The sequence below is a fragment of the Candidatus Bathyarchaeota archaeon genome (assembly GCA_026014745.1).
Lineage (GTDB): Archaea > Thermoproteota > Bathyarchaeia > Bathyarchaeales > Bathycorpusculaceae > Bathycorpusculum.
In genome coordinates, this window is sequence record JAOZHS010000001.1 from 756,759 (window position 1) to 782,609 (window position 25,851).

The following is a 25,851-nucleotide window of genomic DNA, read 5'->3' on the forward strand; positions in this document are numbered from 1 at the left end:
TGTATGCCCACGTATTACCTTTTAGGCGGCGAAAACACCCACCACCGAAGCGCAGTCGACATCAACCAAGCTGCCTTCCTCGACGCTGGTGGAAAGCCCAGAGTGTTGGTGTTTGCTTGGGCACGCGCATCTTTTGACAGCGCCTACCAAAAAAGTAAGCTTCTGTTTGATTATTTCCGTAGCTTAGGTGCTTCTTCGGTGGATTTTGCTAATTACTCCAGTTCGCGCGCTGAAATCAAAGACCAAATCAGCGAATCAGACGTTGTCTACTTAACGGGGGGCGTTCCGATGGTGCTCTTGGAGCGGCTTCGACTGTCAGAGATGGCGGAGCTTTTGAAGGGGTTTAGCGGCGTCGTTGTGGGTCGGAGTGCAGGGGCGTTGGCACTTTGCAGGCGCTGCGTGGTGACGGGTCGCGACACTGGAAGGGTTAAGATTGTTGACGGTCTAGGACTGGTTAACATGACGTATAAGGCGCATTACCAGCAACGCAATGACGAGGTGCTGCAGCGGCTATCCTTGGCTGAACCGATTTTTGCTGTTCCCAAAGATTCAGCCATAATCTGCAATGACAATCAGTTTTCTTTTTTTAATCCCGTTTACTTATTCGAGAAAGGGCAACGGCAGCAGGTCAACGGGTCGGTTTAGGAGAAGAACCTTCGCACGTAGAATTTTGATTTAACAATAATCGGCGTTAAGGTCACTGTAAGCACTGTTCCTAAGGTTGCCAACACGACAATGTCGCCGATGACCCAACCTGTGAAGACTGTTGGAAACGCTTCTAAGGGGATGCTGCCAAAAACTGCCAAGGCGCCGACGCCAAAAAGCCCCGAAGTGAGACTCGCTATAAAAACGCCGACGGGTAACCAGGTTAGCCAGGTTTTGTGGTCCTCTATGCCAGCTTGGATAAGCACCAAAACAATGCTGAGCACAAACGCTATGTTAAACACGGCAGTGTAAGAGTAAACCAACCCAAACGCCGACGTCGCCAACACCAAGAGCAGCAGCATGTTTATGGTGTAGGTGACTTTGGGTTTTTTGAGTTTTAACTCGGGTTTGGTGCGTAGGGATCGGTAAATTAGTAGCGGTATAAACCCCTCAAAAAAGTCTGCTAACGCCCAGACCAGCACAAACGGCAGCGTGTAGCCGGGGACGCCACTGAAGTTGAGGTAGAGCCCCATAAAGACGCAGCTTGCATATCCTGCTAGGCAGCCCCAGATTCCAAACCACAACGCCAGCGGCACGTAGATGGCTGCGGCGAAGTAGAGTCCTGAAACCCCCGCGACAGAGCCCACAGGCGCTACAATAACTGCCCAGATGGCTAAAACCGTGCATACTGCGGTTGCGGCTGCGAAGACGACGGGTTGACGCCAAGTTAGGGCTGAAAGGGCTCCGGGTGACATCAGCGTAGTTATGTCAGTCAACAATATAAAACCCTTTTTCAGCTAAGACTTAACTTTCACTGCCCCCTCCCCTGACGGAGGAGTATGTTTTTGGGTTTGTTTTAAATATTCCACCTGATACATCAACCTAAAGTGTGAAAAACATGTCTGAAGATTCCGACGAGCAACCACTGGAAGAACAAGAAGAAGAAAGCGTGATAGAACAAAACAAAAAGAAATACCAATTCATCGAGGACCTCCCCGGCGTCGGCCCCGCAACCGCCGGTAAACTCCGCGACCTCGGCTACCACACCGTAGAATCCCTAGCTATGGCCACCAGCCGCGAACTCGAACCCGTCGGAGTCAGCGAGAAAAAAGCTTTCCAAATCATCGATGCTGCCCGCTCCTCAGTCGGCATCTCTTTTATCCGCGCAGATGAACTCTTCAAAATGCGCAAAACAGTCGCACGCCTAACCACAGGTAGCAAAGCCTTAGACAAACTCGTTGACGGCGGCCTTGAAACCCAGACCATAACCGAATTCTACGGCGAATACGGCTGCGGCAAAAGCCAAATGTGCCACCAACTATGCATAAACGTCCAACTGCCCCCAGAAAAAGGCGGCCTTGGCGGCGGCGTCCTCTACATAGACACGGAAAACACGTTTAGGCTCGAACGCATTGTGCAGATGGCAAAATTCGTGGGCTTAGACCCTGAGCAAGCCGTCAAAAACATCATTTACGCCGAAGCCTACACCAGCGACCACCAGATGTTTCTGCTTGAGAACGCGGATGAAATCATCAAAGCCAATAACATCAAACTCATCATCATCGACTCCTTAACCGCGCATTTCCGTAGCGAATACATTGGCAGAGAAATGCTTGCTAGCCGCCAACAAAAACTTAACAAACACATGCACAAACTCACCGCCCTAGCCCGCGCCTTTAACGCAGTCGCAGTCGTAACCAATCAGGTTATGGCAAAACCCGACCAGTTTTTCGGCGACGCTATTCACCCCATTGGCGGCAACATCGTCGGTCACACCAGCCACACCCGCTTTTATCTGCGTCGCGCCTCTCATGGTCCCATACGCATTGCTCGGCTAGTTTCGAGTCCTTATTTGCCTGACGGTGAAGAAATCCTCAAAGTCACAGAGAACGGCATCGAAGATGTCACTGAAGAGGAAAAAGCGACCAAAGCACGTCGCTAAGCCGGCATTCTTTTTTCTTTATTTTTAGTCAATATTTCTGGTTAAATAGGGTTAAATTGCACTGGAGCCCACTCTTTGTTTCTGGCGATTCTGATGTGTGAGCGCTGCGAAAAATTCTCTACCTGCGTGTTTGTTGCAAGGTACGAGGCGGATGTTGAGAAGCAGTTTGCTCTTTGGGGGTTTATTCGCTTGTTTTGTTTGGGTGAGAAACGGCGCGAGTGTGCCCTTTTAAAAATCGCAGAATCTTTGGGTGCTGATAAGGTTCCCGCTAATATGATGCCCAATGGTTTGCCTCTTAGCGGAACCACCCGGGACGGTTGGGCACTTGAAATCCAAGCGCTTCTCTAAGCCGCGGTTGAGCTGTTGGTTGGCTGGTGCGGTCGGATTTCTTTTGGGATGAGAAACGCTTAAAGTCACCGAACGCCGATAAGAGCATACAAAAGTCGCATGGTGGACGTGAAAGATGCCTATCTCACAAGCTCTAGTTACACGGTACTTCCAGCTCATTGTAGCTCGCCAATTCACTGAGGCTGAACGCGAGTTGGAACGGGTAAAACAGAAAATGCAAAAAACCGAGTGGAACCGCGGGTACTTCCGAGCCCTCTACGGCATGTATCTGTCCCGCAAAAACGCCTCTGACGACTACGCCTTTTTCGCTAAAGTGGACTTCAGCGACAAAGTAGCCCTAAACGATTACCGCAAAGAATTCCTAGCCCACATGGGTAACGGGTTGCATGCCGACTTTGACCGTGGTTACTTCTCTGCATGGGCAGACTGCATGCGTATCATTTCTCGCATGAATATCCCTGCGCCTCAAGTCGCCGCCACTAAGGGTGAACAGAAAATTGAGACAACCCGCAGTGACAAAAGTCAAGCGACTATAGCGAATTTTCTGCAGAAAAAAGCTGAAGCCGAAGAAGCTGAAAAAGAAGAAGAACCTGCTGAAAGTTAAGCGGGTAAGGGTAATATTGTTCGGATAGTTGTGTAGAATAACACGAAGAAGGCGATCCAAGCGAAGAAGTACATGCCTATGCCTGTGCTTAGGATTTTGCTTTGTTTCTCGATTTTGTTTTTGTAGGTTGCTTTGAAGATGTAGTAGGTTATGAAGTAGATGATTATGGCGATGCTAATCGCGTTGAAGAGTGCGCTGTAGTCGAGGGGGTTGCTGAAGTAAAATGAAACGAATGCTGTTATGACTGCTGCGATTATACCTAACGCGGCACGCATCCAGTAAAGTTGGACAGTAGGGGTCATCTAAACTTCTTTCCTTGGGCAGATTATATTTTGTTCCTACTTAAAAAAGATGCCCAAGTATTAATCGTTTCTCCGCCCAGCTGGATGTTTCACGCGGTTTGATTTGTTTGGGCACAAACAATTATTTCCTACTCCTCGATATAGAAGCACGAAGCACACGTCTGGTGGATGAATGCGCAAAAAAGAATTCACAAGCTTTGACATCGCGGCAGCAATTCAAGAACTAAACCCCCAAGTTGCAAACTCCCGAGTGAACAACATCTACCAGTTCGGCGCCAAAACAGTCGTGTTTAAACTTCACAAAACTGACCAGCCTCCTATTCGTCTCGTCGTGGAAGCAGGCAGAAGAATTCACACCACCACCTACGCCGAGGAAAGCCCTGCGGAGCCACCGCCCTTTTGCATGATGCTGCGCAAATACCTGCGTGACGCGTGGCTGCGAACCGTTGAACAATATGAGTTTGAACGGATCGTCAACATTACCTTTGAAACCAAAACTGGACTGCTTCGATTGGTGGTGGAGCTTTTCGGCGACGGCAACTTCATCCTAGTCAACGAACAAGGCGTCATTATCCAAGCGCAAGAATTCAAACGCATGCGCGACCGCAACATCCTTCACAACACGGTGCTGGTTTATCCTCCTGCCAGTGGCAAAAACCCCTTCAAAGTCACCCTGCCCGAACTCCAAGAAGCCCTCCAAACTGCGGGCGAAACCGAGGTGGTACGGGTGCTTGCGCGGTTCTTAGGTATCGGCGGAACCTACGCAGAAGAACTCCTCCAACGCACAAATATAGAAAAAACCCGCCCAGCCAACACCCTGACAGCATTCGAGACGCAGGCATTGTTTGATGCGTTAGGAACGCTTCTGGGAGCTGTTAGCGAGAGCAAATTCGAGCCCGCTATCATATTAGATCAAGATGGCGAATTTTACGATGTGGTCCCCTTCAAGCTTCAACGCTACGAGGACTGCCAAACAAAAGCATTCAGCACTTTTAGTGAGGCGCTAGACGAGTTTTTCCTAAGAGTTACGGCAACTGAGAATGTCGTGTCAAATGTTGAAGTGGATAAACTAAAGCAGGAAGCAAAACGGCTCCAACGCATGGTAGCAGAGCAACAAAAATCCATCGACGAAGACGAACACAAAGCCGACCGCGACAAGCAAATCGGCGACACAGTTTATGCTCACTTCAATGAGCTGCAAGACTTCCAAGAAAAACTTCTCAAAGCCAGCACGCAAGGCTATGAGTGGAAAGAAATCATCGCGCAGGTTATGGCAGCCAAAAAAGCAGGCAAACCCCCCATGACCTACGTCGAATCTTTCGACGGCAAAAACCTCGCACTAAACCTCAGCCTCGATGAGTTACATTTCAGCTTCAGCCTTCGCCTTAGCATCTTTGACAACGCCAACGAATACTACGAGCGGGGCAAACGTGCCAAACAAAAAGCCCAAGGTGCCCTCTCCGCATTAGAAGAGTCAAAGCGTAAACTCGCCAAAATCGAGAAGGAACTCCAAGACGCCGAGGAACTCAAAAGCCTCAAACCCGCTCAAATCATGGAAGCCCTTGCCAAACGCAAAGAAGAACTGGCGAATAAGGAATGGTACCAAAAATTCCGCAACTTCACCACCTCCGACGGCTTCCTCGTTGTAGCAGGCAAGGACACGGTAAGCAATGAGGTTCTTATCAAAAAGTACACGACCCAAGAGGATGTGGTTTTCCACGCCGAAATCACGGGCTCTCCCTTCGTTGTCATTAAAGCTGAAGGTAACGAAATCAGTGAGGAGGCGTTAAAGGAAGCCAGTGAGTATGCGGCTTCGTTTTCGCGTGGTTGGCGAGAGAATTTGGGCACTGCCGACGTGTATTGGGTTAAGGTGGATCAGCTTAGCAAAAGTGGACCAAGCGGCGAATCCGTGCCACATGGCGCCTTCTTTGTGGTTGGAAAACGCAACTGGTATCGCAACACACCGCTCAAGGTTGCTATTGGGATTATTGTCGGGGAAGAGGCGTCCTTTGTTGGGGGACCTGTGGATGCGGTTAAGGCTAAGACCAAGACTTATGTGGTTATTCAGCCCGGTGACCATACGGGTAAGGAGTTGCTTGGGCAGATTCTAAAGGCTCTTATGGCGAAGCTTTCAAAGGAGCAGCGGGAGCGGGCAGGTAAAACCAGCATTGAGCAGGTGCGGGAGTTTGTGCCTTACACCAAAGGCACCGTAAACCTCAAAGCAACCTGACCCCAAGTTATCTTCTTCGCGGAGCCTATTCATACTAAATGCGAGAGAAGGGGGCTCCCTGAGAGGTGCCGAGCCAGCAGACTACGCTGCAATTGCTCGGGGTTACAGTAGACATTTATCTTCTGTTTTCTAACGTAGTTTGGTGGTTGATTTGGAGAAAGTGGACTTCAAAAAAGAACTAAAAACCCTCTACAATCCCTCTGCTAAAGAAATTTCTCTGGTTGACGTTCCAGCGATGAATTTCCTCTTAGTCGACGGGGGAGGTGCACCCGCATCACCGCAGTACATTCAAGCAATAGAAGCCCTATACTCGGTTGCTTATACACTCAAATTTATGGTTAAAAAAGCCCAAGGAGTTGATTTTGGGGTTATGCCGCTGGAGGGGTTATGGTGGATGGATGACATGACCAAATTCAGTACAGCACTAAAAGACCAGTGGAAATGGACCGCTATGATTATGCAGCCCAAATACGTCACAGCCGCAGACTTCAAAGAGGCAGTGGAGCAGGTACGTAAAAAGAAGAATCCGACCGCCCTGCCAAAAGTGCGGTTTGAAAGCTTCAAGGAAGGTCCCGCCGCGCAAATAATGTACATCGGACCCTTCGCAAACGAAGGACCCACCATACAGAAAATCCATGCCCACATCCAAAACAGCGGACACCAACTCAGCGGCAAACACCACGAAATCTACCTCAACAACCCCCAAAAGACTGCGCCAGAAAAACTAAAAACAGTCATTCGGCAACCTATGAAGTAGCGAGGGCAAGTAAACTTTCGCTGGTTTGCTTGTTTTTGGCTAAAAAGCCGCATCTGGCGTTTGTTCGTGTTTTTAGAACATACAACTCTGCCTCTGGTCGGACGATTTTTTGTTGCCACCCGATTTCGCTGAGTTTTCGTGGGGTACGCGTATATATTTTGCCCCGATTATTTTGTTGCTGCCGCCTTTTAGGTGTTAATAAAGAGATTCACGCCTGATTTGTGTAGTATATATATTTTCTGCGCGGGGGTTAGCGCTTACTGGAAAAGCTTATATGCAGTTTAATGCAAAAAGGAGATGCATTCGGTGATTCGATGAACAAAAATACAACCTACATTATTGTCGCGGTTATAGTCGTTGTAATTATCGTTGCTGGCGTCGCTGCATTCCTCTTGATGAATAACGGCGGTGGCAATCCAACCCCCACTGCAACTCCCACAGCGTCACCTGTAGCAGTTGCAGACGCTACCTCCTTGCTGTTCACAGTTAACGAAGCCCCCGATACCGCAAACGCATTAGTCTACACCTATGCCGTAAACAACTTCAACAAGTCAGACGAGATTCTACGTGTTGACATCCCCGCAGCCAACTACATCTTGGTAGTTAACCTAGCTGACTCAACCTCTGCGTCAAGCGCAGATGGCGGAGCAACATGGACTCCAGGCACTGATTTTGCTGCAGATGCAAGTTTTGCAACCCTGCTCAATGACTACGTTACCACCCTTCAAACATCCTGGGATGGTACATCGGCATCCGTCAACTACACTGACAGCAACGGCGTTAGTGGCACACTGACAGACATGCACATCAACCCAACATTCGAAGCCGACTACTTCAAAATGAGTTAAACAACCGCGTGAGCGTTGGTATAGTACCAACCTAACCCTTTTTTTATTATTTACAAAACAAGAGACAACGCCCTTTTCAACAAAAGCGTTTTTTGATCAAGTTATTTGTGCGTCTTTGACCTCGTAAACAACGTTGCCAGCGGTTTTGATGTTGATGCGGTCAATTTCCTGACCCTGCAATTAACCATCTGCCCCTTTAGCTTAAAAACAAACAACAAGCACCCGCAAAACCAACCCAACAATCAACAAACCTCTTATTTCGCCGCTCCCTCAGCACAAGCAAGAAGACGAACACCCATGAGTGCCACTGAAGCCTCCATAATCGCTTGAGGGAACAAAATACTTGAAGCTTATTGAATGCCCACAAAAGTAAAAGAATAATGGTTGCGCCTTAGTTTGTGAGGTCGTAGCCTCGGGCGGTAACCATTTTTCCGTTGACGATTTTTGTTGCCGAGTTCCCCACGACAATGGTGGTGACCATGTCGATGTCGCAGTTTAGGAGGTCTTTGAGTGTGGTTATGGTTGCGTTTTCGCCTTGTCGTCCTGCTTGGCGCACGATACCCACAGGTGTTGATGGGTTGATGTGTTTGAGCATAATCTCATATGCCTTGATGAGGGGCTCGATGCGTCCTTCACTTTTGGGGTTGTAGAGTACAATGGAGAAGTCTGCGGCTGAGGCAGCTTCGAGGCGGCGCTCAATTTTTTCCCAAGGCGTCAACAAGTCACTTAAGCTGATAACTGCGAAGTCACTTACGAGGGGGGCTCCGAGGATTGCTGAGGCGGCGGTGGCTGCGGTTACGCCGGGCACAATCTCTACTGGAAAGTCGGCTTTTTCTTGGGCTGCAACTTCTAAAACGATGCCTGCCATGCCATATACTCCGGGGTCGCCGCTGCTCACCATAACGACCTGTTTGCCTTCTTTGGCTTTGGTTACGGCGATTTTGGCGCGTTCTACCTCTCTGCCCATAGTGCCTGACACAACTTCGGCTCCGGGTTTGAGGATGGGTTGGATAAGTTTGATGTATGTGCCATAACCTACTACTGCGTCGGCGGTTTCAATTGCTGTGCGGGCTTTTGGGGTGAGGTGTTCTGGGCTGCCGGGTCCGATGCCGACTACGCTTATTCGCCCTCGGCTATTGCTACTGTTGTTTCGTTGCGTTTGGTTTTCTTGAGGATTAGTCTTGAGTTTATTCCCGCTATCAATAATGCTGCTCGTTCACATACGCCTCCGACACCGATTTTTTCCTGAACCATTGCAGAGTCAGGGGAAAGATCTGGGTGGCTTAGAGAACGAAGTGCATCGACACTTAAAAACTCAAGCGGTGCCCCCAACTTTGCAACAGCATCTAACATGGGTTGTGAGTCCCGTTTAATGTCAACTGTGGCGAAACAGTATACCCGCGCAAGCGGGATATGCACCTGCTCCAAAGCTGAATCAACCGCCTCAATTATCACGTCAGCAGGCGTTTCTTTCCGTGCGCCTAACCCAACCACAACCTTCCGCGTTTTTAGAATAGTGAAGGGTTTCGCAAATGTAGTTACAGTCAGGGGTTCATGAGTGATAATAGCGCCTGCATCATATTGACTGATGATATCAAGTGCTTCGGCGCCGTTTTGGGCTTTCTTGACATCGTAGCCGCTAATAGCGTTGGCGGGGATTTTTGCCTCACCCACCACCACAACGACAAAACGGTCACCATTAACAATGGCAGAGTTTACTGCTATGAGGCTCTCGGGGTTTTGGATGGTTAAATGTAGGTTTTTGGCGATTTGGTCCACGCTTTGGCGCCCCATGACATCAGAGGCGGTGGTTATGACTGGTATGGCGTTGATGCCTTTTGCGATGATATCGGCAAGGTCGTTAGCGCCGCCATAATGCCCCGAGAGGAGGCTTATGACAAATTTGCCCGAGACATCTACGGTTACAACGGCGGGGTCAGTGAGTTTGCTTTCCAAAAGAGGCGCAATGGCGCGAACAGTGATGCCTGTTGCCATAACCGCTACAAGGGCATCGAAGTTGCTGTAGTTGTCTTTGACCCATTCAATCAGCCTCTTCTCAAGCGGAACTACGCCGGGCTGCAAATATTTTTGGGGTGCATAAACAGTGGAGTTGAGGCACGCTTTGTTGAGTGCGTCTTGGATTTTTTGTGCGGTTTCTACGCCGCGCCTTGTGATTGCAACAAGTGCGATGCCTCTTGCATACATTTATTCTTCGCCTTTACGGAACCCTGTAGTAAACTTAGGGTCGTATAGCTTAGATAAATCATACGCTTGCGGGTCCAAAACGCGGCCCACAAAGATGAGTGCAGTCTCCGTTATGCCTGCGGCTTTAACTTTTCCAACGATATCTGCGAGGGTGCCTTTGACGATTTTCTGTTCTGGCCATGTGGCTTTGTAGACGACTTGGCAGGGGGTTTCTTTGGGGTAGCCGCCTTTCTGCAGGTCCTCAACGACACGTGCAATGTGAGGTGTGCCCAAAAAGATAACCATCGTGGCTTGATGAGCGGCAAGTTTTTGGATGCTTTCCGCTTCTGGAACAGGTGTGCGTCCTTCGGGGCGTGTGATTATGACGGTTTGGGAAATGTTGGGCAAGGTTAATTCGCGGTTTAGCGCTGCAGCGCCGCCGAGTAGACAGCTTATGCCGGGGATGCGGAAGTACTCGATGCCTTCTTTGTCCAGTTCGGTCATGACTTCTTGGATTGCGCCATAAAAACTGGGGTCTCCATCATGGAGGCGTACGACGAGTTTGTCTGCTTTGACGCCTGCAATCATGACTTGGAGCATTTCAGGTAATCCTATTTTTGCGCTGTCAACAAGCTGGGCGCCTTTTTTACAGTACTTTAGATAAGCTGGATTTAGGAGACTACCTGTGTAGATGACGATGTCGGCTTGCTCAAGCCATTTTTTTCCTTTAAGTGTGATGAGTTCAGGGTCGCCTGAGCCTGCTCCTATGAAAACGACTTTGTTCATTTCTTGCCCTTCCCATTACCGTTGCCGTTTTGTTTCCAGTGAATCGGAACCTGGCTCTTCTTAATTATCGCTACCGAGAAATAGTCTTCAGTAATATCCCAATCCTTGACGTCGCCGAGTTTGCCGACCAAAACCGTTTCTTCGGGTAGAGTGCAGCGTTTGACAAGGGCGATGGTGGAGTTTTCGTTGAAGCCTGATTTGAAGAGGATGGGTAGGAATTCTTTGATGTGGAAAGCGCATTTCATGAATACCAAGTTGTCGGCGTGTTTGGCGGTGTCCTCGATGTGGGCTGGGTTGAGGTCTGAGGGCATAATTGATACAACCTCGTCTTTTTCTGCCAAGGGCAGCTTAGCGCTTGCCGCCGCCGCAGTAACTGAGGTTACGCCGGGGATGATTTCAAGTTCAACTTCAGGGTAGGTTTCTTTGACGCATTCGTAGAGGTAGAGGAAAGTGCTGTAGAGCATGGGGTCGCCAAGGGTGATGAAGGCGACGTTGCCTTTTTTGGCTTTTTCAGCTACGATGGCGGCGTTTTCTACCCAGAGCTTGCGGTTGTTTAGGTCATCTTTGGTCATGGGGAAAACAAGCTCTAAAAGCTCAGGTGGGGTTTTGCGTTCTGCAAGGATTGGTTTAACCATGCCGAGTGCCATGCTGGGTTTGCTTGCATGCGATTTAGGTACACAAATAACGTCTGCTGCCTTGAGGGCTTTTGCAGCTTTAATCGTGATGAGCTCCGGATCGCCTGGACCGACGCCGATGCCTATGAATGTTCCTGCCATCAGTATACCCCTTAAAGTTTTGAAGCTGAGACTATTGTTATTGGATTTCTTGCCATCATCATGGTTCCGCTACTTATTTGCTTTCCCTTCGCCACCGAAATATGAGCCACATCGATGTCTCTGAAGCCTAACCCCCGCAACTCAGCAATCGCGACGGTAGCAGTCTCCAAAAGAATGGCGTTAATGACAATTCGGCCCGTAGGTTTGAGCTTAGCCGCTGAAACCTGCAGAATGGAACGCAGCGAGGTTCCGCCGCCCCCCACCAAAACCACATCCGGGTTTGGCAGAGGCATCAAAGCCTGAGGGGCTTTACCAACAGAGACGTTGACGTTGCTTTTGACGCCGAATTTCTCCACATTCGAGACGGTTAATTGGACAGCGGCGGGGTCTTCGTCAAGCGCGTAGACTCTGCCTTTGGCGCCAACCTGTAATGCAGCCTCCACAGTTAAGCCGCCGGTGCCGCAGCCGACATCCCAAACGACGTCGCCTTCGTTGAGGCGTGCTTTGCAAATCGTTATCACTCGGATTTCTTCTTTAGTTGGCCCCGGAACCGCATCGCTTTGAGCGAATTCCTCGTCGGGTATGCCGGGGGTCTTGTACGCCCAATTCTTAGCCATACCATTACACTTCGTTACTGTGACTGTTTGATGACCATGACGCATAATGCGCCAAATGTCTGCTTGGCCGCGTCTGCGAGGGTGGTCTGGGTGATTTTTTCGTTTTCTAGGGTGATGTTTTCGCAGACATAAACCGTTGTTTGCTTGTCTACGCCTTTTGTAAGCAGGTAGGCGGCTATGTCGCGGGGCGCAAACGCCTTGGATGAAGGCAGCAGCAACACGTTTTTGCCGTCCTTGACAGCTAAGGCAAGTTCCTCTTTTTCTTCCTCAGTGACTGTGCCTTCATGGAACGTGAAGAACCGTGCACAATCCCAACTGATGTTTAACCGCGCCGCAGAAGCCTGAATCGAGCTAACCCCCGCCACAACGTGGACATCGGTGGCATCAAATAATCCGCTTTCCAACACTGTGTGCAGTAAGCCTGAGAAGCCCGGGTCGCCCGTAGAGAGTAACGCAACAGATTTGCCGCCCCTTACGGCTCTTGCCGCAGCTTTGAGAGAGTCGACGAGGTTTTTGGCAGTTAAAACGATGGATTCGCCTTTGAGGTCGCTTCTGAAAAGTGCGAGGCTTCTCTGCGCGCCAATTACTAACTGTGCTTCTGTGACGGTTCGCCGCGCTGCTGGGGTAACGTAATCCGCTGAGCCTGGACCGACGCCAACTATGTTAAGTTTAGCCACGGCTTGCACCTAGCATTCTCATCCATGCCAAGGACTTTGCCATCCATGGCAACAATAACCACGCTTATCTTAATCTTATTTTCCACACGGTCACTCACCCGCTGATGCACTCGCGCTGCGATGCGGTTGTATGTGGCTTCAAGTAGGTCTGTGCCACGAAGGATCTCGGTGGCTTCATCGGAGGTGTTGGCTGCTAGCAGTTCATTGATGATTTCCTGCTTTACTCCGACTGCGGCAGCGTAGGAGGCGATGACTTCGTTGCGTGCGTCGCCGACTTTGTGATGAGTGTTAAAGATGTTTGCTGCCAACTTAACGAGTTTGCCACTGTGACCCAAAACAATGATTTCCTTAACGCCCTTCTCAACAGCCTTGTCCAGCATGTAGCCGACGAAGTCGCCTGTCTGCACAATCGCATCTTCGGGTACTCCAAAGTTTTGTTTAGCGATGCGTTCTCCGATGTTGCCGGGCACAAAAAAGATGCGCTTGTATCCACGTGCGAGTGCGACATCGATTTGGGGAACCAGTGAACGTCTGCAGGCTTCAAGTGATAGGGGTTTGACGACTCCTGTGGTGCCAAGAATGGAGACGCCGTCTTTAATGCCCAGCTTTGCGTTCATGGTTTTTTTGGCGATGTTGGCTCCTTCGGGTGCTTCGATGAGGATTTCTGCGCCTTTGCCCGCTGGGAGTGCTTCTTTGACGGCTTCAGTTATCATGCTTCGGGGAACAGGGTTTATGGCTCCTTCCCCTATGGGTACCTGTAATCCGGGTTTGGTGACTTTGCCTATGCCGACGCCGCTTGTTATGGTGATTTTGCCATCGTCAGTTACTTTGACGGTGGCGGTTATGTCCATTTTGTCGGTGGCGTCTATATCTTGCCCCGCGTCTTTGACGGCTACGGCTTTGGCGGTGTCTGCGCCAAGTTTTTGGCTGGATTTCACTGGAATTTCAAAACGTAACCCAATGGGCGTGGGGATGACGACGCGGTCCACGGGGTCTTTTAGTGCGGCGATGGTTGCGGCTTTGGCTGCTGCGGCGGCTGTTGCACCCGTAGTTATGCCGTATTTCAAAAACCGCGTCATATTGGTCCTCCTAAGCTTTGGCTTCTGCCATGTTTAGTAAAGCGTTAAAGATAGCTACGGCGATGGTGCTGCTTCCTTTACGTCCCCGCGTAATCATGTAGGGCACGTCTAGTTTGGCGATGACTTCTTTGGATTCCGCTGCTCCTACATATCCGACTGGTACCGCAACGATTAGGGCTGGTTTTATTGCGCCTTTTTTGATTTGTTCGGCGAGTTCAAAGGCTGCGGTTGGCGCGTTGCCGATTAAAAATATGGCTCCGTCTGCGCCGTCTGCAACAGCTAAACGCACGGCGGCTGTTGAACGGGTAATTGCCTCTTCTGTTGCCATTTTGGATGCTCGGGGGTCACTGATGTAGCTTAAGATTTGTCCGCCGAACCGTTGCACGCGTCCTTCGTGGATGCCTGCCTGAATCATTTTGGTATCTGTGATAACTTTGGCGCCTGCCTTAATCGCCGCGACGCCCGCTTCCACGGCTCCGTCGCTGATGACAAGGAGCTTGGCAAATTCGGGGTCGGCTGTGGTGTGGACGACGCGTTCGATAATTGGGATTTGGCTTTTGGGCGCTTTGTCTAGGACATCTTGGATTTCTGGGCGGATTAGCGTCATGCTTTGGTCATAAATTTTGGTTGACGTAGCTGGGTAGGTGGCTATGGGGGCGCCTTTGAAGGGTGCGTGGCGGTGTTCCCAGTCGTCGCCTAATGCTTTGAGGGCTTTCTCTTCTAGGATGACGGCGATGCATTCGTCTGCGCCTATGGGTTCGCCGTAGAAAAGTTCGATGCCTCTTTCGGAGAGTTTTGATTCTTGGTTTTTAACCTCAATCATTTCTGGGATTTCTTGCGTTGTATGCACTCCAGCCGCTAAAAACACGGGCACCAAAACGATTTTGTTCACGCCCTTTTTGGCAAGGGCATCGATTGCTTCGGGTATGGTGGGTGTGTTGCGTATCATAAAGGCAATCTCCACCATCTTGAATGCTGAACGCATCCGCAGAATCTCCGCTAACTTTTCGAGATTCTCTTGGTTATGCGGCAGTTTGCTGCCATGCCCAATAAGTATTAAACCGACATTATCCAAGGCTGCTTTTGGCAAGTTAATTTTTCTCCGTTTTCTCAAATAACTTGACCGCTGTTTCGATGAATTGAGAATCACCGTTTTTAGCGGCTGCCCTCAAGTTCTCAACAATAGGAATAAAGGTTTGCTTGAGTAAAATGGAAGTTAAATCTTCAAGTATGCGTTTTTTGCGGTCATCTACTTCGCCAAGCATATTCAATGCGGTGGTTAGTTCTCGCTGGCGCACCTGCTCTGCTTCTGAGAGCAACTCGGAGATGATGAGGCGCACCGAGAAACTCTTCATGTCATTCTCTAAGGTGACGATTTCTACTTCGAGGATTTGCTCGGCTTTTTCAATGGCGCTTTCCCGCTGTGCCCTATTTTTATCTGCAATCAACTGCAAGTCATCGATGTTGTAGAGTTTGGTGTGGGTGACATCCGAAACTGTTTTCTCGACGTTGCGGGGGTTTGAAATGTCAATAATAACTATGTTGTTGGGGTTAGTGCGTTTCAGCATTAACCTTGAGATGATTTCTTCAGTTAACAAGTAATGTGGCGCGGAAGTGGAGCAAATCACCACGTCAGCATCCACGAGCACTTCATCAAACTGATTAAACTTTACTGCTTGACCCTTGAGGTCAAATGCAAGTTTCACAGCGCGGTCATAGGTGCGGTTTGCAATGAAGATGGGTTTGAGGCAGCGGCGGGCAAGCGCTTTAGCGACTAAGGTTCCGATTTCGCCTGCGCCCATGACAAGGATTTTTTTGTCCTCCAAGTTCCCTAGCAAATTGACGGCTAATTCGACGGCTGCAGAGCCAATGGATATGGCGCCTTTGTTGATGCCGGTTTCGTTACGGACTCGTCGACCCACGGTCATGGCTCGGTTGAATAGGTGTTTAAATATTGGGCCGATGGCTTTGGCGTTTTCGGCTTCAAGAAAGGCGTCCCATGTTTGGTTGAGGATTTGGTCTTCTCCGATAACCATGGACTCCATGCCTGATGTGACGCGGAGCAGATGGTTAAGCGCGTCGTTGTCGATGCTTACTTCGATGGCTTGGAAGGCTTCTTCAGCGTTTTGGCCTGCCCTATTGGCAAAGTATTCTTTGACGGTTTTCGCAGTGGTTTCTGTTTCTTCCGCTACCAAAAACAGTTCAATGCGGTTGCAGGTCTGCAAAATCAAGCATTCCTCCACGTTTTCAATTGCTTTGAGCTCGGCGTATCCTTGGGGTTTTTCCTTGAACGCGACAGCCTCCATTAAGGGTACGCGGGCTGTCTTGTGGGTTATGCGTACATTGATAATGTGGTCAACCTTTGCCGAGGAATGCATGGTTGGATAAACCGACCGGCTTAAATATAACGTTTACGGTAAATACCTCGCGGGGTACTTAGAGATGGTTTTGCGACACAGAATCGGCTTAGTTTATCTTCCAGGAGCGCTTCCCTGCTTTGAAGACTTCGGAAACCTCCCCACAGACTTAGTCGGCGCCGACGCCCAAGTCGACGGCAAGCCTGCATCAGAGGTTTTAGACATGCTAATAATTCCCGGCGGCAGCCTCGTCGAATCCGGAACTGTCAACCCGCAAGTAGCAGCAGAAATAAACAAGATGGCGCAATCAGGCAAGTTTGTGCTCGGCGTCTGCTCGGGCTTCCAAGTGCTTGCCAACCAAACCGACGTCGGGCGCCTATCCACAATACCCGTCACCCGTGAAGGGATGGGGTTACTTGACGCTGAGTTTAAGCCGTTGGTCTGCACTGACCGCGTCGAAGCCTCCGTCGTCGACAAAAGCTTCATCACCCAAACACTCGGGGCAACCGTGCGGGGTTTCCATTGTCACACTTACGGTCAAATCGAGTTAGGCCCCAATGCACGCCCCATAATTGTAACCCACGCAAAACGTCTCAACTACAAAAAGAACCCCAAAGACCTTGTCTCAGGCGTTGCCAACAAACAGGGCAACGTAGTGGGCGTCTTTATCCACGGTCTCCTTGACAAGAACCCAACCATACTTGAGAGCATCACCCAATCCTTGGGTATAGACGCCTCTGAGTTAGCGGAGATTCGAGAAGCAAACGCCAAGCTTCTGGCACAAATTAAAGGCGAGGTCGGAGTTGCCACGAATGTTCGTCAAGCCGAAGCCAATCATGAGGCTCCGCGGATGTTGATGTTGACGGCGACGGGTAGCGGAAGCGGCAAAACCTTCATCGTGACAGGCATCGCGGGCGCGCTCAAAAAGCGGGGCTACAACGTGGGCGTCATCAAAGTTGGCGGAGACATCCGAGACGCCGTTTCTAGCCTCTATCTCATCAAGGAACCCATCAAAGACTACTCTTCCATCAAAATCGGCGAAAGCGGCTGGACCCCCCTTGAAGAGGCTGTTGGTGAAGCTTCCAAAAAATACAATTTCTTGCTCGTCGAAGGCGCCATGTCTGCATTCACGGGGTTGTTAAACGAGAACTATAAACGTCCCATGTCCACCGCCGAAGTCGCCGCGGCATTAGGCGCTTCAACAGTCGTCATCGTGGGCTGTGACAAAGAAGGCATCGAGGGCGCACTAATAAACACCCTCAACTACGTCAACGTCCTAAAAGAACTCGGCGTAAAAGTCACAGGCGTCATCCTCAACAAGCTCCGCGTAAGCTACATAAGCGATGAAATACGACAAATCATGTCCAAAGCATTCCGCAACGCGGGGATAGAGTTGATTGGTATGGTGCCACGTTTGGATTTGGAGGGGCGTGGGATGATTCCTGAAATTGAAATCCGCTACGAAGACTTCGGCGCGCAAGCCATCGATGCAGCTGAAAAAAACATTGACCTTGATTTGCTTGCCAAGATTGCCACGGCGCCCTCTATGACGCAGGTTGATTATGCGGCGTTTATGGAAAAGTTCAAAACGCTACTAACCCACTATACCCTTAATGCTTCTGCAGGTGGCAAACCCCCAAGTTGCTAATTGACCTAAAAGTCGACGGCAAAACCATCATCGTAGTCGGCGGAGGCGCTGAAGCCTACCGCAAAACACAAAGCTTTGTCGATTCAGGTGCCACGATTTGGATAATCAGCAAAGAATTCAACCCCGACATCTTGAAGCTTGGCGAGCAAAAACGGGTGGCGCTGCTCAAAACTGAAATTAAGGATGCTAAAGCGTTTGTTGACAGCTTAAACCCCAAACCCGATTTATTGTTTGCAGTCACCGACAATAGCAAACTCAACGAAGAACTCGTTGAGGCGGCGCTGTCTTTTGGCTGCTTGGTCTACTCCGTCGACAACCCCGCCATCAGTGACTTTATTTTGCCTGCAGTTGCACATGTCGGCGACGTGAAGGTAGCGGTTTCTACAGGCGGCAAAAGCCCCGCGATGGCACATATGCTTCGAGAACGCATCGAGAAACTAATCACGCCGCAAGATCTGCTTGAAATCGAGCTCCAAACCTCCATGCGTAGTCACCTTAAAGGTGTGGTGTCTGACCCTAAGGTTAGGAGCAAGTTGTTATATGAGATCCTAAATAACAGTAACATCCAAAAGCTTCTATGTGAAGGGAAACTTCAGGAAGCCCAAGATTTAGCTATGAAACTAATCATGGATAAGGAGATGTAAGTGTGAGTTTTCCAACAGTACGTATGAGGCGTCTACGCAGAACCGCAGCGTTGCGGACCACGCTCAACCAAGTGACGATTCAACCCAGCCACTTAATCTACCCAATTTTCGTCGAAGAAGGCATCAAGGCACCAGTGCCCATTAACTCTATGCCCGGCTACTTCCGTCTACCCCTCTCAAAGGTAGTGGAAGAAGGCAAAGCCGCCCTAACCCAAGGCGTCAAATCAGTGCTGCTATTCGGCATCCCCGCCAAAAAAGACGAAACCGCAACCAGCGCATACGACAAAGACGGCATCGTACAAGAAGCCATCCGCAAACTAAAAGCCGCATTCGGCGAAGAACTCGTCGTCATCGGCGACGTATGCCTCTGCGAATACACCAGCCACGGCCACTGCGGAATCATAAAAGACGGCACAGTCCAAAACGACCCCACCCTTGAGCTCCTCGGCAAAGTAGCGGTTAGCTACGCTGAAGCAGGCGTCGATATTGTAGCGCCCTCTGCTATGATGGATGGACAAGTCGGAGCAATCCGCGAGGCGCTTGACGAAGCAGGCTATGACCAAACCCCAATCATGGCGTACGCAGCCAAATACGCTTCAGGCTTCTATGGGCCGTTTCGTGAAGCCGCTGAATCTACCCCCAAGTTTGGCAACCGTCGAAGTTACCAGATGAGCCAAGGCAGCCAATCTGAAGCGATGCGTGAAATCGAACTTGACATCGCCGAAGGCGCGGATTTGATTATGGTTAAACCCGCCCTTGCTTACCTTGATATCATTGCGTTGGCGAAGGCTAATTTCGATGTGCCCCTCGTCGCCTACAACGTGAGCGGCGAATACAGCATGGTCAAAGCTGCAGCGCAAAACGGCTGGATAGACGAAAAAACCATAACTAACGAAATCTTAACCGCCATCAAACGCGCAGGCGCAGACCTCATCATAACCTACCACGCTAAAAACGCAAAAGAATGGATGACTCAACCGTGACCCAATCCAAATCCGAAGCGCTGTTTTTACGCGCCAAAAAAACCCTGCCCGGCGGCGTAAACAGCCCCGTCCGAGCCTTCGCACCCTACCCCTTCTTCGTCGACCACGCAGAGGGCTCCAAACTCTTTGACGTCGACGACAAATCCTACGTCGATTACTGCATGTCCTATGGCGCAATGCTGTTGGGACACGCAAACCCCGAAATCCTTGACGCCGTAAAAGCACGCCTATCAAAGGGTACCCTTTATGGCGCTCCAACCGAGTTGGAAGTCGACTTCGCAGAATTAATCAGCCAAGTCTCCCCCTGCATGGAGATGATGCGGCTAGTAAACAGCGGCACCGAAGCCACCATGCATGCTGTACGCGCAGCAAGAGGCTACACGAACCGCAAAAAAATAATCAAATTCGAAGGATGCTTCCACGGCAGCCACGACAACGTGCTCGTTAAAGCGGGGTCGGGCGCAGCCACTTTTGGAACTCCCACTTCGCTGGGTGTACCTGAAGAAACCACACAGAACACCATCGTGCTCCCCTACAACGACGAAGCCGCCTTAGAAGAAACTTTTAAGGCATATGGCAACGAAATCGCAGCAATCATCGTTGAACCCGTCATGGGCAACGTCGGCTTGATTTTACCAAAAAAAGACTACCTACCTTACCTCAGAAAAATAACCAGCCAAAACGGCACCGTACTCATATTTGACGAAATCATCACAGGCTTCCGCCTCGCCCTCGGCGGCGCACAAGAATACTTCGGCGTCACCCCCGACATGGCAACCCTCGGCAAAGTGCTCGGCGGCGGCTTCCCTCTGGCAGCGTTTGGCGGCAAAAAAGAAATCATGCAAAACATCAGCCCAGTGGGTAAAATCTACCAAGCTGGAACCTTCAGCGGCAACCCAGTCTCCGCAACGGCAGGCTACACCATCCTCAAAATCCTAAAGCAGAGGAAAAACGAGATTTACCCCAAGCTGGAACGAAACGCAGGCGAACTCAAAAAATCCCTCATCGACCAAGCCGCAGCCCTCAAACTTCCCGTAAAGGTCTACAGCGTCGCCTCGCTCTACCAAATCTTCTTCGCCAACACCAACGTCATCGATTACGCCTGCGCTAAACACAGCGACGCAGCAATGTTTGACGCATACTTCCATGAACTCCTAAAACAAGGCGTCTTTATCCCCCCCTCACAGTACGAAACCTGCTTTGTCAGCGCCGCCCACACAGAAGACGACCTCAAATTCACTAAAAACGCCTTCGCCCAAGCCCTCAACGCAGCAGCAAAAACGAGGAAAACCCCATGACACTAACCGTCGGAACAAGAGGAAGCAAACTCGCCTTAGCCCAAACCAACCGCACGCTACAACAAATCAAACAACGCCGCCCCGACGTGGACTTCAAAATAAAAATCATCCACACCATCGGCGACAAAGAACACGGCAAACCCCTGTTCACAATTGACTGTAAGGGCATCTTTGAGAAAGAAATTGACCAAGAAGTCGTTAGCGGCAAAATCGACCTTGCCGTGCACAGCCTAAAAGACGTGCCGATTGTCGAGCAGCAGACGGGCACGGTTCTAGCAGCAATTCCCAAACGAGACTCCCCTTGCGACGTGTTCATTTCTATGGGTAACGTGCCGCTTCAAGACCTACCAAAAGGCGCAGTCGTCGGCACCGGTAGCCTCCGTAGGCTCGCTGAAATCAAATATATCCGCCCCGACCTCGATGTGGAGCCCATCCGCGGAAACATAGACACCCGCATCGGCAAAGTCCGCAAAGGCGAACTCGCAGGCATAATCCTCGCCGAAGCAGGCTTAGAACGCATGGACATCACAGACGAAATTTCACAGCGCCTCCCGTTGGATCAGTTTCCCAACTCTGCTGGGCAAGGCGCAATTGCAGTTGTCGCCAAAGAAGGCAACACCCCAGTAATCGACATCGTCCGCTCAGTTGAGGATGCAGCGGCACGAGCTGAAATCACCGCCGAACGCGCACTTGTACTCAAACTGGAAGGCGGCTGCCGTGTCCCCATAGGCTCAGTGGCTCGCGCAGATGGCGATAATCTTTCGTTGTTTGGCTGCATCTTTTCTTTAACTAAACAGAAGAAGATTAGCGCCCAAGCTAAAGGCACCCTTAGTCAGGCTGAAGAGTTAGGCCGCATTGTCGGCGAAGACCTAATAGCGCAGGGTGCAAAAGACTTCGAGAAGGAATGGAGAGAAAAATATGGCGTATGGTAAAGTGTATCTTGTAGGCGCAGGCCCCGGCGACCCTCAACTGCTTACAATCAAAGCGGTCAAGGCGCTAAAAGAAGCCGATGTAGTAATCTATGACCGTCTTGGCGTAGGCGTAGAAGTCCTCTGCTTAGCACCCGACAATGCAGAGCGAATCTTCGTGGGCAAACGCACTGGACTGCATGAGGTGCCACAGGACAAAATTACGGAACTCATCGTAGAGAAAGCCAAGCAGGGCGGCAACATCGTGCGCCTCAAAGGCGGCGACCCCTTCATATTTGGACGGGGCGGAGAAGAAGCCGAGGCGCTTGTTGAAGCAGGCATCGAATTCGAAATTATCCCAGGCATATCCTCCTCGGTTGCAGCTCCCATGTATGCAGGCATACCTTTGACGCATCGTGACTTCGCAGCCTCCGTTGCCATAATCACTGGGCACCGCGCAGGTGACGCCGAGAAACCCGTAGACTGGGTTAAAATCGCAAACGCCGTCGACACCATGGTCATCTTGATGGGTGTTGAATCACTCGAAGGCATAGTCTCCAAGTTGCTGGCGGGCGGGATTAGCAAAGACAAGCCTGTCGCCATGATCGAATCAGGCACGCTTCCCAACCAACGCACCCTCATCGCAACCTTAGGCACAATCATCAAAGAAGCTGAAACCCAACAAATCAAACCCCCCAGTGTCATACTGATCGGTGACGTTGCCAATTTAGGGAGAAAACTAGCATGGTTCAAAGCACCCCTAACTTAGCTGGCAAAACCGTTGCCCTCACCCGTCCAACGGGGCAGGCGCAGGAAGCAGGCGACCTCATCACCGCCATGGGCGGCGTCCCCTACTATATCCCCGCCATAGAAATCAAACCCCTCAGCAGCCCTGACGCACTCAAAAAATTCGTAGCTGAACTCGCCGTTGGCAAAGTGGATTATGTTATGTTGATGAGCACCAATGGCGTGAAGTACATGTTTGAAGCCGCCGAATCCCTCGGTCTGTCAGCTCAACTGCGGACTGGGTTAGCTAAGGCTTATGTGATTGGGGTTGGTCCACGAACCGCCCAAGCCCTAACAGACACAGGCGTGCGGGTGGATTTGGTGCCTCAAAAATACAGCGGCGAAGGCTTACTTGAAGCCCTCCAAAACCGCGACCTAACGGGCAAAGTCATCCGCATCCCCCGAACCAGCAACGCCACACCCTTCCTTGCGGAGAAACTGCGGGAAAGAGGCGCCGATGTGGAGGAAATCTATGTTTACGAATCAGGCTTACCTGTCGATGAGGCGCTCAAAACCAAATTCTACGAAGACCTCCAAAACGGAAAAATCAACGCCGTCGTGTTTGGCAGCGGTTTGAGCGCAAAAAACATCTTCACGATGCTCACCGAAAAAGCCCCCATGGATACGCTCCGCGGCATATTTGCTGCAAAAGTCGCCGTCGTCGCGATTGGACCCACCACCGCTGAAGCCCTAAAAGAACTCAACGTAAAAGTCGATGTGATCCCCGAAGATTACCTCTTCGAGAAAGCCCTCTCAGCACTTGCACAATACTGGGCAAATCGCTAATTCTTTTCGATGGCTTTTGTTGTGTGCTGTTGGCTGAAAAGCCCGCCCACCCTATTAGGTTCCTAATATCCAAACCATGCAGAAACCTAAGAGGGGTAGGTCAGTATTGACTGAAAACCGCGTCAGTAGTATGTTGAAAATCTGTGGTTTACGGTGTGGTTGTGTTTGCACAGCCACTTACGTTTAAACAGGCATTTTCTCACCCAATACGTAACAAGATGAATCGGCTTCTGTGGAGGTGGATTAGTTGGAGTCAGCAGAGAAGAGTGGCAAAGTAAAAATGACTTTTGAGGTTGAAATTAATCAGGCTGCCCTTGAACTCATCAAACAAAACATGGAGAATATGTCTGAGGTTGCGACTCAGGGCATGCAGGCGTGGCGGGAAAACCGCGACCGCGCGGGCAAATCAGGCTACAGCCACACACATCCGCACGAACACCCTGGTCACGAGTAGCTTCTTTTAGAGTTTCCCTAAGCTGAAGGGTGGCTCATCTGCTATTGAAGCGTAAACCTGTGCGGCTGCTTGTTCTTGTTCTTTGGTGCCCGAGATGGCTATCCAGCATGCGCCTTCGGCTCCAAAAACGCCGCCCGCAGCAACCAACTCCGCATCCACTCCGCATAAGAGTTTGAAGGCTTCGAGTTCCGTGAACACCTCGCCAATCAACGGCATAAACCTATAACCGGAAGCGCCGGGCTCATTTAGTTTGGCGGCTATTGTTTGCATGTCGAGGTTGACTCGTTTCTCAAGCCCCACGGACACTATCAATTTGACTCGGCGTCCCACCACGGCAGGCAAAGACAATCCCACCGTACCCGCTTTGGGATGACCAATCAAGACGCCTGCCTCATGGCGCTCCAAATCCACGGCGTTAGCGCCCTTAACGATGACGTCGCCTTCCCGCATTGAGCCCACTACGTCAGCGATGGTTTTTCCCCGTTGCCACTCGCCCTTCATGAGGACGACGTCGCCTGGGAATTGGCTTTCATCAATTAAGCGTCCTTCGTTGCCGACTTTTTTGTTGCTGGGCGGTGGGGTGATGCCTCGGAAGAAGCGGCGGGCAGAAAAGTCAGTTATGCCTTGTTGGGTTAGGATTTCTTGGGCTAAGTAGCCGTTGGTTGTCCCTGCGATAATGACTAAGATGCCGCTTTTTAGCGTTGACTGGATGGCTGGGTGCTTGGTGAGGGCTTTGGCGATTAAGCGTTTGCCCATGGAGGGTGTTAAGAGGAATTGTTTCATTGTGTAAAGCTCCTTTATACACTTCTTGAAAAGCAAAATTCAGCTTAATAACTTATGTCATAATGAAAGGTGAATGAGGCTTTCTCTGGTTGTACTTTTAGAGCTGACGCGTGGTTTCCATGTTATTGATACCCACTGAAATAATCCGACCGCCCTTAAATATAACAAAATAAGCTTCAACGATGGCTCCACTGACAAGTAGGACAGAATGTCAATAAAAATCGGGGTGTATTTGACTGGTGGATAATAATTTATGTTGAGGGTATGCCCTGACGGAAAAAATAATAAAAAATAAAAAAGAAATTTTAAGACTAAGTAAAGATAAAGCCGTTAAGCTTAGTATCTTCTTGGTGGTCTTCGTTTAGAGTAGCATTCTCGGCAGTAAACTGGCCGTGTGCCGTCTGGTTTGAAAGGAACTTCACATTCTTTTCCGCAGTCGGCGCAGGTTGCCTTGTGCATTTCTCTGTTGCCATATGACATTTTCTATATTCAACTCCTACTAGATTGGCTGTGCAAAAATTACTTTTCACACATTGCCACCCCTCATACATAGGGTCGCTACTTATAAATTGCGTGCTTACCAAAACACAAAACCCCAATAGACCAACGCCACCACAATATAAGCAAAAACCCGAAAAGCTTCCATGTTTGATAGTCAGACTAATATAGGGTAAGGAACAATATACGTTCACTTATTTGAAAGGTAGGAAACAGCAATCTTTGCTTTCTGAGGCTTTCAACAAGTGAGAGAAGAACTTTGAGACAGAAAAAATCCACCTTAGGCGAGCACCTCGCTTTGTTATCAGTAAAGTACAGTATTTATCCCAATGAAGTCTTCCAAGCACTCCTTCACGCAAGCAAAAATGACCGCGCAGTCTGCGGCGGCTTAACGGTGGAGTACCGAGGCAAAGTTAAAAACGAAACAATCTTTCTAATCACAAAAAACAATGATGTGGTCGCCCAATTCCGCGTAGACGACGAATTTTTGCTCCGTAAAGACAACCCCTTTGAATCTTGGATGAGCACCGACAAAATCCGTAAAAAAATCGCTAAACAAAACACCGAAGCCATCTACAGCCAAATCAATGATCTGCGCGCGGGCATGAAACACGTAAACGTCAAAGCCACAGTCTTTGAGATTCCTAAACCTGCACAGGTTCACACACAATTCGGCAACAGCGTCATGGTGGTTAACGCTGTAATCGGAGATGAAACTGGCAAAATCAAGCTCTGCCTCTGGGAAAGCCAAATTGGCGCCATATCCATCGGGGACAGCATCGAAATCAAGAACTCGCAGGTCTGTGTTTTCCGAGGCGAAAGGCAACTGCGGTTGGGCAAAAATGGTACCTTGAGCACCTTGGCAAGACCTAAACCTCAATTGGCAACCGCCACGATAAGATAATTCCTAA

30 protein-coding genes are annotated in these 25,851 nt (G+C 50.0%); 17 read left to right on the forward strand and 13 right to left on the reverse strand.

Annotated features, from left to right (window positions below):
• Positions 1-3 precede the first annotated feature (3 nt).
• A complete protein-coding gene (locus NWE92_04130; GenBank protein ID MCW4028817.1) occupies positions 4-645 on the forward strand; it encodes a Type 1 glutamine amidotransferase-like domain-containing protein in 642 nt (213 codons plus the stop codon).
• Here the strand turns inward: NWE92_04130 and NWE92_04135 are convergent.
• The gene (locus tag NWE92_04135; protein ID MCW4028818.1) at positions 642-1,421 is read right to left on the reverse strand and encodes a hypothetical protein; all 780 of its coding nucleotides are present in this window, start codon (positions 1,419-1,421) and stop codon (positions 642-644) included. The genes NWE92_04130 and NWE92_04135 overlap by 4 nt on opposite strands.
• Positions 1,422-1,543: 122 nt before the next feature.
• Between NWE92_04135 and radA the strand changes: the two genes are divergently transcribed.
• The 3 genes from radA to NWE92_04150 all read left to right on the forward strand — a co-directional run bounded on the left by radA (position 1,544) and on the right by NWE92_04150 (position 3,539).
• Positions 1,544-2,587 (forward strand): DNA repair and recombination protein RadA, encoded by a 1,044-nt coding sequence (gene radA / locus NWE92_04140; protein ID MCW4028819.1) that lies wholly within the window; start codon positions 1,544-1,546, stop codon positions 2,585-2,587.
• Between the two features lie 75 nt (positions 2,588-2,662).
• Positions 2,663-2,935 carry a hypothetical protein gene (locus NWE92_04145; GenBank protein ID MCW4028820.1) on the forward strand — a complete coding sequence of 91 codons (273 nt, stop codon included), beginning with the start codon at positions 2,663-2,665 and terminating at the stop codon, positions 2,933-2,935.
• Between the two features lie 115 nt (positions 2,936-3,050).
• Positions 3,051-3,539, forward strand: coding sequence for a hypothetical protein (locus tag NWE92_04150; protein MCW4028821.1), 489 nt, complete (start codon positions 3,051-3,053; stop codon positions 3,537-3,539).
• Here the strand turns inward: NWE92_04150 and NWE92_04155 are convergent.
• Positions 3,536-3,841, reverse strand: a complete 306-nt coding sequence (locus NWE92_04155) for a hypothetical protein (protein ID MCW4028822.1) — start codon at positions 3,839-3,841, stop codon at positions 3,536-3,538. The genes NWE92_04150 and NWE92_04155 overlap by 4 nt on opposite strands.
• Positions 3,842-4,013: 172 nt before the next feature.
• On the opposite strand from NWE92_04155, the gene rqcH reads away from it, so the two are divergent.
• From rqcH to NWE92_04175, 4 genes are all read left to right on the forward strand, one after another.
• Entirely contained in the window at positions 4,014-6,071 is a 2,058-nt protein-coding gene (gene rqcH, locus NWE92_04160; protein ID MCW4028823.1) for a ribosome rescue protein RqcH, read from the forward strand.
• A 151-nt stretch (positions 6,072-6,222) separates the two neighbouring features.
• On the forward strand, positions 6,223-6,828 hold the full coding sequence (locus NWE92_04165) for a GyrI-like domain-containing protein (protein MCW4028824.1): 606 nt from the start codon (positions 6,223-6,225) through the stop codon (positions 6,826-6,828).
• 284 nt (positions 6,829-7,112) lie between these two features.
• A complete protein-coding gene (locus NWE92_04170; GenBank protein ID MCW4028825.1) occupies positions 7,113-7,676 on the forward strand; it encodes a hypothetical protein in 564 nt (187 codons plus the stop codon).
• Positions 7,677-7,781: 105 nt separating this feature from the next.
• The gene (locus tag NWE92_04175; protein ID MCW4028826.1) at positions 7,782-8,006 is read left to right on the forward strand and encodes a hypothetical protein; all 225 of its coding nucleotides are present in this window, start codon (positions 7,782-7,784) and stop codon (positions 8,004-8,006) included.
• 61 nt (positions 8,007-8,067) lie between these two features.
• Here NWE92_04175 and cobJ read toward each other — a convergent pair whose 3' ends face one another.
• Genes cobJ through hemA form a run of 9 tightly spaced genes read right to left on the reverse strand, consistent with a single transcriptional unit; the run spans position 8,068 to position 16,173 of the window.
• On the reverse strand, positions 8,068-8,799 hold the full coding sequence (gene cobJ, locus NWE92_04180) for a precorrin-3B C(17)-methyltransferase (protein MCW4028827.1): 732 nt from the start codon (positions 8,797-8,799) through the stop codon (positions 8,068-8,070).
• Positions 8,796-9,881: a cobalt-precorrin 5A hydrolase gene (locus tag NWE92_04185; protein ID MCW4028828.1), complete on the reverse strand. Its 1,086-nt coding sequence runs from the start codon at positions 9,879-9,881 to the stop codon at positions 8,796-8,798. The genes cobJ and NWE92_04185 overlap by 4 nt, the downstream gene beginning before the upstream one ends.
• A complete protein-coding gene (gene cobM / locus NWE92_04190) occupies positions 9,882-10,646 on the reverse strand; it encodes a precorrin-4 C(11)-methyltransferase (GenBank protein MCW4028829.1) in 765 nt (254 codons plus the stop codon).
• Complete coding sequence (cobI, locus tag NWE92_04195) at positions 10,643-11,422, reverse strand: precorrin-2 C(20)-methyltransferase (GenBank protein MCW4028830.1); 780 nt, start codon at positions 11,420-11,422, stop codon at positions 10,643-10,645. Before cobI ends, cobM begins: the two co-directional genes overlap by 4 nt.
• Positions 11,423-11,433: 11 nt before the next feature.
• Positions 11,434-12,039, reverse strand: coding sequence for a precorrin-6Y C5,15-methyltransferase (decarboxylating) subunit CbiT (gene cbiT, locus NWE92_04200; protein ID MCW4028831.1), 606 nt, complete (start codon positions 12,037-12,039; stop codon positions 11,434-11,436).
• A gap of 14 nt (positions 12,040-12,053) precedes the next feature.
• Positions 12,054-12,716: a precorrin-6y C5,15-methyltransferase (decarboxylating) subunit CbiE gene (cbiE, locus tag NWE92_04205; GenBank protein ID MCW4028832.1), complete on the reverse strand. Its 663-nt coding sequence runs from the start codon at positions 12,714-12,716 to the stop codon at positions 12,054-12,056.
• Positions 12,698-13,795, reverse strand: a complete 1,098-nt coding sequence (gene cbiD / locus NWE92_04210; protein ID MCW4028833.1) for a cobalt-precorrin-5B (C(1))-methyltransferase CbiD — start codon at positions 13,793-13,795, stop codon at positions 12,698-12,700. Before cbiD ends, cbiE begins: the two co-directional genes overlap by 19 nt.
• A 10-nt stretch (positions 13,796-13,805) precedes the next feature.
• Complete coding sequence (cfbA, locus tag NWE92_04215) at positions 13,806-14,885, reverse strand: sirohydrochlorin nickelochelatase (protein ID MCW4028834.1); 1,080 nt, start codon at positions 14,883-14,885, stop codon at positions 13,806-13,808.
• Between the two features lies 1 nt (position 14,886).
• The gene (gene hemA, locus NWE92_04220) at positions 14,887-16,173 is read right to left on the reverse strand and encodes a glutamyl-tRNA reductase (protein ID MCW4028835.1); all 1,287 of its coding nucleotides are present in this window, start codon (positions 16,171-16,173) and stop codon (positions 14,887-14,889) included.
• 64 nt (positions 16,174-16,237) lie between these two features.
• On the opposite strand from hemA, the gene NWE92_04225 reads away from it, so the two are divergent.
• The 8 genes from NWE92_04225 to NWE92_04260 all read left to right on the forward strand — a co-directional run bounded on the left by NWE92_04225 (position 16,238) and on the right by NWE92_04260 (position 23,659).
• On the forward strand, positions 16,238-17,800 hold the full coding sequence (locus NWE92_04225; GenBank protein MCW4028836.1) for an AAA family ATPase: 1,563 nt from the start codon (positions 16,238-16,240) through the stop codon (positions 17,798-17,800).
• Entirely contained in the window at positions 17,794-18,444 is a 651-nt protein-coding gene (locus tag NWE92_04230; protein MCW4028837.1) for a bifunctional precorrin-2 dehydrogenase/sirohydrochlorin ferrochelatase, read from the forward strand. Before NWE92_04225 ends, NWE92_04230 begins: the two co-directional genes overlap by 7 nt.
• Positions 18,445-18,446: 2 nt before the next feature.
• Entirely contained in the window at positions 18,447-19,427 is a 981-nt protein-coding gene (hemB, locus tag NWE92_04235) for a porphobilinogen synthase (GenBank protein ID MCW4028838.1), read from the forward strand.
• The gene (gene hemL, locus NWE92_04240; GenBank protein MCW4028839.1) at positions 19,409-20,725 is read left to right on the forward strand and encodes a glutamate-1-semialdehyde 2,1-aminomutase; all 1,317 of its coding nucleotides are present in this window, start codon (positions 19,409-19,411) and stop codon (positions 20,723-20,725) included. Before hemB ends, hemL begins: the two co-directional genes overlap by 19 nt.
• Positions 20,722-21,657 (forward strand): hydroxymethylbilane synthase, encoded by a 936-nt coding sequence (gene hemC / locus NWE92_04245; GenBank protein MCW4028840.1) that lies wholly within the window; start codon positions 20,722-20,724, stop codon positions 21,655-21,657. Before hemL ends, hemC begins: the two co-directional genes overlap by 4 nt.
• On the forward strand, positions 21,644-22,402 hold the full coding sequence (gene cobA, locus NWE92_04250; protein MCW4028841.1) for a uroporphyrinogen-III C-methyltransferase: 759 nt from the start codon (positions 21,644-21,646) through the stop codon (positions 22,400-22,402). The genes hemC and cobA overlap by 14 nt, the downstream gene beginning before the upstream one ends.
• Positions 22,378-23,205 (forward strand): uroporphyrinogen-III synthase, encoded by an 828-nt coding sequence (locus NWE92_04255; protein ID MCW4028842.1) that lies wholly within the window; start codon positions 22,378-22,380, stop codon positions 23,203-23,205. The genes cobA and NWE92_04255 overlap by 25 nt, the downstream gene beginning before the upstream one ends.
• A 247-nt stretch (positions 23,206-23,452) precedes the next feature.
• Positions 23,453-23,659: a hypothetical protein gene (locus NWE92_04260; protein MCW4028843.1), complete on the forward strand. Its 207-nt coding sequence runs from the start codon at positions 23,453-23,455 to the stop codon at positions 23,657-23,659.
• Positions 23,660-23,665: 6 nt separating this feature from the next.
• Here the strand turns inward: NWE92_04260 and NWE92_04265 are convergent, their stop codons facing one another.
• A complete protein-coding gene (locus tag NWE92_04265) occupies positions 23,666-24,442 on the reverse strand; it encodes a hypothetical protein (GenBank protein ID MCW4028844.1) in 777 nt (258 codons plus the stop codon).
• A 336-nt stretch (positions 24,443-24,778) separates the two neighbouring features.
• Positions 24,779-24,922, reverse strand: a complete 144-nt coding sequence (locus tag NWE92_04270; protein ID MCW4028845.1) for a DNA-directed RNA polymerase — start codon at positions 24,920-24,922, stop codon at positions 24,779-24,781.
• 316 nt (positions 24,923-25,238) lie between these two features.
• Between NWE92_04270 and NWE92_04275 the strand changes: the two genes are divergently transcribed.
• Positions 25,239-25,844 carry a hypothetical protein gene (locus NWE92_04275; GenBank protein ID MCW4028846.1) on the forward strand — a complete coding sequence of 202 codons (606 nt, stop codon included), beginning with the start codon at positions 25,239-25,241 and terminating at the stop codon, positions 25,842-25,844.
• The last annotated feature ends 7 nt before the right edge of the window (positions 25,845-25,851 follow it).